9 protein-coding genes are annotated in these 8,382 nt (G+C 43.2%); 2 read left to right on the forward strand and 7 right to left on the reverse strand.

The window, feature by feature from the left end; translation table 11 throughout:
• Positions 1-638: 638 nt before the first annotated feature.
• The 3 genes from NTX75_10740 to NTX75_10750 all read right to left on the reverse strand — a co-directional run bounded on the left by NTX75_10740 (position 639) and on the right by NTX75_10750 (position 1,987).
• Positions 639-1,352, reverse strand: coding sequence for a hypothetical protein (locus NTX75_10740; protein ID MCX5816697.1), 714 nt, complete (start codon positions 1,350-1,352; stop codon positions 639-641).
• A gap of 69 nt (positions 1,353-1,421) precedes the next feature.
• On the reverse strand, positions 1,422-1,736 hold the full coding sequence (locus NTX75_10745) for a hypothetical protein (protein ID MCX5816698.1): 315 nt from the start codon (positions 1,734-1,736) through the stop codon (positions 1,422-1,424).
• The gene (locus NTX75_10750) at positions 1,736-1,987 is read right to left on the reverse strand and encodes a DUF6364 family protein (GenBank protein MCX5816699.1); all 252 of its coding nucleotides are present in this window, start codon (positions 1,985-1,987) and stop codon (positions 1,736-1,738) included. Before NTX75_10750 ends, NTX75_10745 begins: the two co-directional genes overlap by 1 nt.
• 168 nt (positions 1,988-2,155) lie before the next feature.
• Here NTX75_10750 and htpG point away from each other — a divergent pair, with 168 nt between their 5' ends.
• Positions 2,156-4,060, forward strand: a complete 1,905-nt coding sequence (gene htpG, locus NTX75_10755) for a molecular chaperone HtpG (GenBank protein MCX5816700.1) — start codon at positions 2,156-2,158, stop codon at positions 4,058-4,060.
• A 124-nt stretch (positions 4,061-4,184) separates the two neighbouring features.
• On the opposite strand, the gene NTX75_10760 is transcribed toward htpG, so the two are convergent.
• The 4 genes from NTX75_10760 to NTX75_10775 all read right to left on the reverse strand — a co-directional run bounded on the left by NTX75_10760 (position 4,185) and on the right by NTX75_10775 (position 7,775).
• On the reverse strand, positions 4,185-4,583 hold the full coding sequence (locus tag NTX75_10760) for a hypothetical protein (GenBank protein ID MCX5816701.1): 399 nt from the start codon (positions 4,581-4,583) through the stop codon (positions 4,185-4,187).
• Between the two features lie 223 nt (positions 4,584-4,806).
• Positions 4,807-6,240: a DUF4139 domain-containing protein gene (locus tag NTX75_10765; GenBank protein ID MCX5816702.1), complete on the reverse strand. Its 1,434-nt coding sequence runs from the start codon at positions 6,238-6,240 to the stop codon at positions 4,807-4,809.
• Between the two features lie 9 nt (positions 6,241-6,249).
• Positions 6,250-7,104 carry an NAD(P)-dependent oxidoreductase gene (locus NTX75_10770; GenBank protein MCX5816703.1) on the reverse strand — a complete coding sequence of 285 codons (855 nt, stop codon included), beginning with the start codon at positions 7,102-7,104 and terminating at the stop codon, positions 6,250-6,252.
• A 152-nt stretch (positions 7,105-7,256) separates the two neighbouring features.
• The gene (locus NTX75_10775) at positions 7,257-7,775 is read right to left on the reverse strand and encodes a methylated-DNA--[protein]-cysteine S-methyltransferase (GenBank protein MCX5816704.1); all 519 of its coding nucleotides are present in this window, start codon (positions 7,773-7,775) and stop codon (positions 7,257-7,259) included.
• Between the two features lie 92 nt (positions 7,776-7,867).
• Between NTX75_10775 and NTX75_10780 the strand changes: the two genes are divergently transcribed.
• A partial coding sequence (locus NTX75_10780) for an MBL fold metallo-hydrolase (GenBank protein ID MCX5816705.1) occupies positions 7,868-8,382 on the forward strand: 515 nt, incomplete at its 3' end.

The following is an 8,382-nucleotide window of genomic DNA, read 5'->3' on the forward strand; positions in this document are numbered from 1 at the left end:
GCGGATCAGCGAACGCAGTGAGCAGCGAGGTGACGAGAGCGTGGAGGAGCGCCCATTGCTTTTAATTGCTTTTAATTGCTTTTATTATGCCTTTATCATTCATATTATTATCCGGGCGCGACTCAAGCGGTCCGCCTTACAATTAATCTGCTGCAAGCTATAATTTGTAAAATACTATGTTTAACGGGTAGTATTGTCAAGGACAATGACGTTCTTATAACAAACTTATGAAAATAAAACCGCATGGTATCAACAGGATATGGGGTGCCGTTACAAATGCACAAAGCAACATAATCCTAAAACATAATGTTATATTGCTCACTGCATAACATTAAAGTTTATTATTTACAGGAACGACAGATTCAAGCTGAAATATTCACGCTGTGGTTATTGATTGCCGATTGAAATGTAGACCATTCGACAACCTTGCCAGATTGTGTGGTACAGGAAGAAGCAAGTTACTGTGGATGTCACCCCCCCCATCCCATTGTCCCGCCTTCGGCAGGATTAAACCGTACGGCCTGCCGATTGCAAAAAGCTGTTCAATGTTCAATGTTTTCTGATTGCCATTCACAGCATTTCATATCTTCTGCCATTTTAACTATTCACTATCTACTATTCACTATTCACTGCCTTTTTCATAACTGTGGTGGCTTTTTCTTCTCCGGCTCCGGTTCCGGTGCAATCGGTATCCGCAGTTCCACTAAAGCGCAGAAAACCCGCAGCTCATCAAGAAGCGCCTGAAGGTCAGGCCTTGTGTATTTTTTGGCGCCCATCTCAATAAATGATTCTACTGATCGTAAGACGGCAACATGTTTTGTTATGGACGGGAGCCTTGTAACACCTGAGTCCGGTTTGGGTTTCTTCCATGCTGTAAGCAATTTCTCAAGGGCGAGATAGGTTACGGGCGTCTTCATAATGTTCTGAAATATCATCACAAGGTCAGGGCAATCGAGGTTGGCGGCAAAGAGATACCCCTGGGAAACAGGCATTTTTCCCTCCCGGATAGTTGTCTGAATCTCAGGAGGAAGCTTTAAAAGTGAAATCGTGCGAAGCATTGTCCTTGTTGACTTTCCGGAGATTTCAGCAGTTGTTGACAATGTGTCAACAATTTCCTTGATCAGACTTTCAGGTCTCATCTCGTATTTCACCAACTCACTCATTACCCCATCCACATCATAGTTTTTGTCAGGATGTTTTGCTTGGATATATGCCAATATCCCTTTCGCCTGATCCATGGGGAGGATGAGCAGAGAGCCCCCGCTACGCGAGGACAGGCATAGAGCGTAGAGTGATTTTGGATTGTGGCAACTACCTGACCCCCGATCACTGATCCCTGTTTTTCCCTTCACTATTCACTATTCACTAACGACTATTCACTGAAGTAACGGCGACTTAAGCACGGTTTGGGCAACAGGCTGTTAACTTTGAATATATGCTTTATCGTGCGGCCCCATATCTACGAATTTGATGGTTTCATCCTTACTTTCATTACAATTGATGCAAAGAACTGTTTTTTCATCGTCTTTTTTTCTGCATAATCTGCAATACAGATAGATGATAAGAAAGTTTTTCTTGACAGGACAGCTACAGTATCCCCTGAAGTTACCTTTTAAGGGTTCTCCCAGGGCAATAGGATTTTCTATTATCATATCTACCTTTTTCTGGATTATCTTTTTAATGGAGCTATGTTTTTTGAGAGACCGGACAAAGGCATCGCTAAAAATGACCTCCATCAGAAAACCTCATCATATTTAAACCATTTTGCATCGCCGGATTTAATGCTTGAGATGGTTTGCATGAGGGTTTCCTTAAATTCATTGTCAGCCAGAATTATTTCTGTAGGGTCTTTTTCTTTAACCCGTTTAAGATTAAGAACAAATTGTGTAAAAACCTCAGATACTGTAGTTCGCTGTTGTTCTGCGTAGATTTTTATATATTCAATAAGGTCTCCATCAAGCGTGATGTTGAGTTTACATTTAGGCATTGTTATTACCTCCGTCTATTTATACGCATATTATACGTGTGATATGCATTTATGTAAAGCAAAAACAAAACCGCCACGTCTTGACTACAGGCTAAACCGGACTTATATATACTTTTAAACATTTTTTAGCAACATCATCAAATAATGATAAAAAGGAGTAAATAAGGCATGTCTTTAGAAAAATTAGAATTTAAAACCGAAGTGAAGCAGTTGCTCGACCTGATGATCCATTCCCTTTATTCCCATAAAGAGGTGTTTTTGCGGGAGCTTATCTCAAACGCCTCCGATGCCGTTGACAGGGCGCGGTATGAGTCATTGACAAACAGCGACATATTGGAAAACGACGGGAACTGGAAGATTAAAATAACCGCGGATAAAAATGCAGGCACGTTGACGATAAGCGATAACGGGATCGGTATGACAAAAGGCGAGATCATCAAAGCCCTCGGAACTATTGCACATTCCGGTACAAAAGAGTTCCTCGCGGCGCTGCAAAGCAAAGAGGTAAAAGATAATCCCGAATTGATAGGCCAGTTCGGTGTGGGTTTTTATTCATCGTTCATGGTGGCAGATAAAATTACGGTCATTTCAAAGCATGCCGGCCAGAAGGACAAAATGGGCGTCAAATGGGAATCAACCGGCGACGGCACATATACCGTTGAAGATATTTACAAAGAGACAAAAGGCACAGACGTTACCCTGCATCTTATGGAAGGGGAGAAGAAATACCTTGATGAATGGGAAATCCGCAGCGTCGTAAAAAAATATTCTGACTTTATTGAACACCCCGTTGTCATGGAGGTGGAAAAGGAACAGGAAAGCACGCTAAAGAAAGGTGAAAAGGTCAAGGTCAAAGAGGAAGAAACCTTAAACTCCATGAAAGCCATATGGCTTAAAGACAAGTCAGAGGTAACAAAGGAAGAATATAATGAGTTCTACAAACATATTTCCCACGACTTTACAGAGCCGGCAAAGGTAATCCATTATAAAGCAGAAGGTACATCGGAATTTTCAGCGCTCCTCTACATTCCTTCCAAAGCGCCTTTCAACATATTCTATAAAGATTATGAAATTGGCCCCGTTCTTTATGTGAAAAGGGTTCAAATCATGGACCACTGTGAAGATTTGATCCCTCCATACCTCAGGTTTGTAAGGGGGGTTGTCGATTCATCAGACCTCCCCCTGAATGTATCAAGGGAAATCCTGCAAAATAACCGCCAGGTGGAAATTATAAAAACGAATATCACTAAAAAGGTGCTCGAAACCTTAGCCGATATGAATAAAGACGAGTACGGCAGCTATCTCACATTCTATAAAGAATTCGGAAGGGTTTTAAAGGAAGGTATCCACTTTGATTTCACGAGGCGGGAAACAATCGCCGACCTTTTACTCTTCCCGTCCACGAAAGCAGAAGATGGTAAATTAAGGACTTTTCAGAACTATATTGAGGGTATGAAGGAAGACCAGCAGGAAATCTATTACGCCACAGGGACTGCCCTTGGCGAAGTTATGAAATCCCCTTACCTGGAAGCGTTCAGGGATAAAGATATTGAAGTCCTTATCTTTTTAGATGAAATTGATGATTTCATATTTACCGGTTTTGAATATAAAGGGAAGAAGTTAAAATCGGTAAGCAAAGGGGATATCAGCCTTGACAAAACAGAAGAAGATGAGAAGAAAAATGCCCGGAAGAAATATGGAAAACTCCTTGATCTCGTCAAAGACACTCTAAAGGATGATGTAAAAGACGTGCGGCTTTCAGGAAGGCTTACCGATTCTGCCTGTTGCCTTGTAGCCGATGAGGGTGATATGGATCCCCAGATGGAAAAACTCCTGAAGGCCATGGGACAGGATGTGCCTCAGCGGAAGAGAATCCTCGAAATCAACCCGGCGCACCCGCTCTTCGCTGCCATGAATACAATCTTTGAAAAGGATAAGCGGAGTCCCGTTCTGGATGAATATACAAAGCTCCTCTATGACCAGGCGCTTCTCCTTGAGGGTTCAAAGCCGAAAGACCCTGCTGCATTCGCAAAGGCCGTATCAAAACTGATGGTGGAAAACATTGGAAAGTAGAGCTCCAGCTCACACCGTGAGCGAGAGGGGGAGGCCGGGGTACCCGCAAGGCAGGTCGTGGCTTTGCCTGTGGAGGGGGCCGACGCAAGCCCCTGTAATAGAGCTCCAGCTCACACCGTTTTAATCAGGGACAGACATTATCATAAAGGCCCCCTATTCGAGATTCTAAAGGGAGATCGCTTGTAGGGGGCCTGCTTTTGTAATCCTCGAAGCTTATAACCATTTCGTTTGTGCCGTCATATTCTACGATGGACAATATTTCATAGATTTTGGTTTTACAGTTTACCTCTAAATGCATCTTAAACATATCCTGATTTTCATCCTTTCCGAGGTCCTTTGAAATCTTCTGCCACACCTTTTTAATACCTTTATCCGGCGATTCCAGGCTTTCTTTGTCATAGAAATATTTGTAACCTGATTCGGTTGCATAAAATAACTTCCAGTCGGCACCCTCAGAAAATGAGTACAGACCCGTAAGAATCAGTCCACTGAAAATAAATATTGCCATTTTTTTGATTTTCATTGATTGCCTCCTTAAATAGTGAACAGTCGTTAGTGAATAGTGAACAGTTAAAGACATTTTATCAAGCTCATTGATTACTCTTCAAACCCCATTACTCGTTCCTCGTATCTTAACTGCAGTGAATAGTCGTTAGTCAAAAACCTATTTACCATTCACTGCCTTTTCATATTTTCTGCCTTTTTTACTATTCACTATTTACTATTCACTGCCTTTCACTATCTTATCAATACTTTATCCTCACCTTATAGACAAGCTTTGTCTCGCCATCCTTCTTCACCGGCACATCAAAGGATACTGTCGAAGAATCTTCTTTTTTGTAGCTATTAGATGATTCAAGGACCTTCCAGTCTCCGAAGAGACGCTCTATAACCTTTATTGTAATATCCTCTTTCTTGTGGTTCCTTAGTGATATCTCATAAGCAACTTCGTTTATGTTTTTGGCCACTTTCTCCCAGTGCATCTGCTTCCGGGCGGCAACAACATCAAAGGCGTCGCCGATTTTTACCTTGATCTTTTCATCCTTCGGGGTGTGCTGTATGGAATTCTCCCCGATAAACTGAAGGCTTCCGTCCGGGTCATGCTTATACATCCTTAAAGTCCCCTTGGGGAGGGGCATACCAAGATTATGCTCGCTTTTATTGGCAATCTCAATAAAAACCCCCACTTTTTCATTCTGAAAGGGTTCGCCATAATAATTCCGGTAATAATAATCGCGCCCCTGATAGATGAATTGTTTGTTCACCGGAACATCCGGGGCGTTTAACAAACTGATCTGCTTTGTCTGGTTCTGCTTAACGGTTGTCTTTCTGTCGAGCGTGTAAATATGGTACTCAAAAAATGTCTCTTCTTTGAATTGAGGCGCGGCCTTTGCCATAGGCGCCACACCGGCATTCATCTCCATTCTCCGATCTTCCCTTACCCTGTTGACATCCCCTGCAACGAGTTTTAAAGCCGCATTATTGTAAGTTGCACCGCTTTTATTGTCTATCGTTACCCATCCGGACACGTTTGACGAAGTATCCTTATCGTTCAGGACAAGGATATAATCGGCACGCCAGTTAATTCCGCTGGTCAGATACAGGGCTTCAATCTTCTGTGAAGAGGACGTTCTGCTGTCAAGAAGCCACAGAAGCGTTGGTTTCGATATGAGGCTTTCCGGGACTTCAGGGAATATGACCCTCCCGGGGTGATTGAATGTAATCTCGTTGCCAATTTTATAAACCGGGGTTCCCTCGTTATTCGAAAGGAGCGTAGCCGCTACAATCTCTTCTTTGTCCGTATAAGGATTCCTCGTTATGAGCTTTAATTCTTTGCCTACATACTTATCGAGGAGCTTCCTGGGGCTTAAAAGGTCATACTCGTAGTTCTGTTCGAGTATGGTAAAACTGTCGGGATTGGAAAGGGGCTTTATGCTGACACTTGTGGGGATGATCTGCGCTGCCACATCCATAAACTTAAGTTCCTGAATGCCTTTCTGGAATTTTATCTGTCTCCTGTCCTTCACAAGACCGATGTTGCTATTATATACGGTCACTTCCATCCCTGTCTGATCTTCTATGCCTGTTGAGTGTTGCTCCACAGCATGGACGGTGTAGCCAACAGGCATTATAACCAATAAAACTAATGAGACCAATAAAACGAGAGATTTTATTATCATTTTTCCTCCCTATAATTCCTTCAATACCTTATAAACTCCTGAAAAATCAAGATTATCTATGCCTTTTGACAGGGTCATGCCGAAAAGCTCTTTCACTGCACTTCCCGTAAAGAGTGGTCTTCTCAGGGATTTTGCCAGGTCCTGCAAAAAATGTAGGTCTTTATAGATAAGGGCTGATGAGAAGTGGGTTGAAAAATCCTCTTTTATCAGCTTTTCTCTCTTTGCATTGAGAACCATTGAATTTCCAGCACCTGCGGCAAAAATATCGAGAATTTTCTCCCTGTCTAAACCTACAGCCTCTCCAAAGACAGTTGCCTCGGCGATAGTGGCCATAAAACTCCCTAATATCAAATTGTTGATCAATTTCATCTTCGTTGCAACGCCCGGTTCTCCGAGATAAAAAATAGCTTTTCCGATCTTCTGGATAAAGGGGAGTGCAGCATCATAGGCGCTCCTTTCACCGCTTGCGAGAACGGTGAGATTGCCCTGCGAGGCAGGAACAACACTCCCGAGGACAGGCGCTTCAATATAGAAGGCCCCTTTTTCCCGAAACATCGCGTGAAAGCGCAAAACCGGTTCAAAATGATTCGTCGTGTTATCGATAATGATTTTTCCACCAGGATCCCCCGACAAAAGGCCCTTCTCTCCCTGGGCAACCTCTGCAACTGCCGCACTGTCAAAGAGGCATAGGAACACTATGTTCGTCTGAGATATGAGCTCGGCAGGATTCTCAGCCCATTCTGCTTCCAGGTCCTGCGCCTTTTCTTTCGTTCTGTTCCAAACGGTAAGTTTAACACCTTCAGAAACCAGCCGTTTTGCAATAGTTTTTCCGAGAGTACCAAGACCTATAAACCCTGCTTTCATCGTTCTGCCTCCACGGTTTATAATTATAGCAATATACTATCACAGTTGAACAAGCATTTACACTTTATCGATATTATTGTAAATATGCTCACAAAACCACCTTTTTCTTTGTGCAATGAAAAGGACCATCCTTTTATCTTCCACGCTTGCCGCTATGTACGTTTTGTAGTGTCGATGCTTCCTTCTATGGAAAGAAGCATCTTTTTGATGTGGATACCTGAAGAAAATCCGCCGATGTTTCCGTCTTGTCTGATTACACGGTGGCAGGGTATTATGATGGGGATGGGGTTTCTCCCTACTGCCTGTCCCACCGCCCGGGAGGCACTCGGGTATCCGAGGCGCTTTCCTATCCACCCATAGCTCCTCAACTCGCCGTACGGAATATTCATCAATTCTTTAAGAACTTTTTGAGTGAAGGGCCTGAGGCCTGAAATATCAATTTCTGCACGAAGCTCAACCTTCTCACCTTTGAAATACCGGTCGAGATCTTTCCATATATCCCCGAAGGGCTTCTCTGAGTCAACACTTCCCGGATAAGCCGCGGCAAACTCCTTCTTGATGCGGTGAGGCTCTCCTGCCATTATATCAAGCCGAAAGAGTCGGCCATTTCTGGCCACAAGAAGTATATAGCCCAATGATGATTCCTGAATATTATATTCAATCAAATCCAATTTGACATGTCCTCCCTGGAGTCATAGAATGTATGCCTGAAAAGTCTCATATGAAAGTATATTGACCAAGATTACCACAACAGGAGAAAAAAATGGAAGGATATATAAAATTTCTCGGCACCGGCGGGGCACGTTTTGTTGCATCAAGGCAGATCAGGGCAACAGGTGGGCTCTGGCTGCACTATAAAGACACGGACCTTTACATAGACCCGGGACCGGGTGCACTCGTGAAGCTTCACGCATCAAAAGAGAGGTTCGACCCCATTCAATTGGACGGGATTATACTTACCCACAAACACATAGACCATGCAAACGACGTGAATATTATGATTGAAGCTATGACAGACGGGGGATTTAAGAAGAAGGGGACGCTTTTTTGTCCGGAAGATGCTATAAATGGTGATCCTATCGTTCTGCAATACGTGAGAAAATACCTTGACAGTATCGTGCTGCTCCACGAAGGAGGCCATTACACTGTAAAAGACATAACGTTCAATACGCCTGTGCATCACGTCCACCCTGTTGAAACATATGGAATCATTTTTCATTTGAATAAAAAGATTGCCCTCATTGCAGATACACGGTTTTTCGATACTCTGCCGGAACA

The organism is Pseudomonadota bacterium (assembly GCA_026388315.1).
GTDB lineage: Bacteria > Desulfobacterota > Syntrophorhabdia > Syntrophorhabdales > Syntrophorhabdaceae > MWEV01.

What these genes read in the sequence shown, in the direction of transcription:
- NTX75_10745 (MCX5816698.1), bottom strand. Translation starts at nt 1,736, where the DNA reads ATGGAGGTCATTTTTAGCGATGCCTTTGTCCGGTCTCTCAAAAAACAT.
- NTX75_10750 (MCX5816699.1), bottom strand. Translation starts at nt 1,987, where the DNA reads ATGCCTAAATGTAAACTCAACATCACGCTTGATGGAGACCTTATTGAA.
- htpG (MCX5816700.1), top strand. Translation starts at nt 2,156, where the DNA reads ATGTCTTTAGAAAAATTAGAATTTAAAACCGAAGTGAAGCAGTTGCTC.
- NTX75_10760 (MCX5816701.1), bottom strand. Translation starts at nt 4,583, where the DNA reads ATGAAAATCAAAAAAATGGCAATATTTATTTTCAGTGGACTGATTCTT.
- NTX75_10765 (MCX5816702.1), bottom strand. Translation starts at nt 6,240, where the DNA reads ATGATAATAAAATCTCTCGTTTTATTGGTCTCATTAGTTTTATTGGTT.
- NTX75_10770 (MCX5816703.1), bottom strand. Translation starts at nt 7,104, where the DNA reads ATGAAAGCAGGGTTTATAGGTCTTGGTACTCTCGGAAAAACTATTGCA.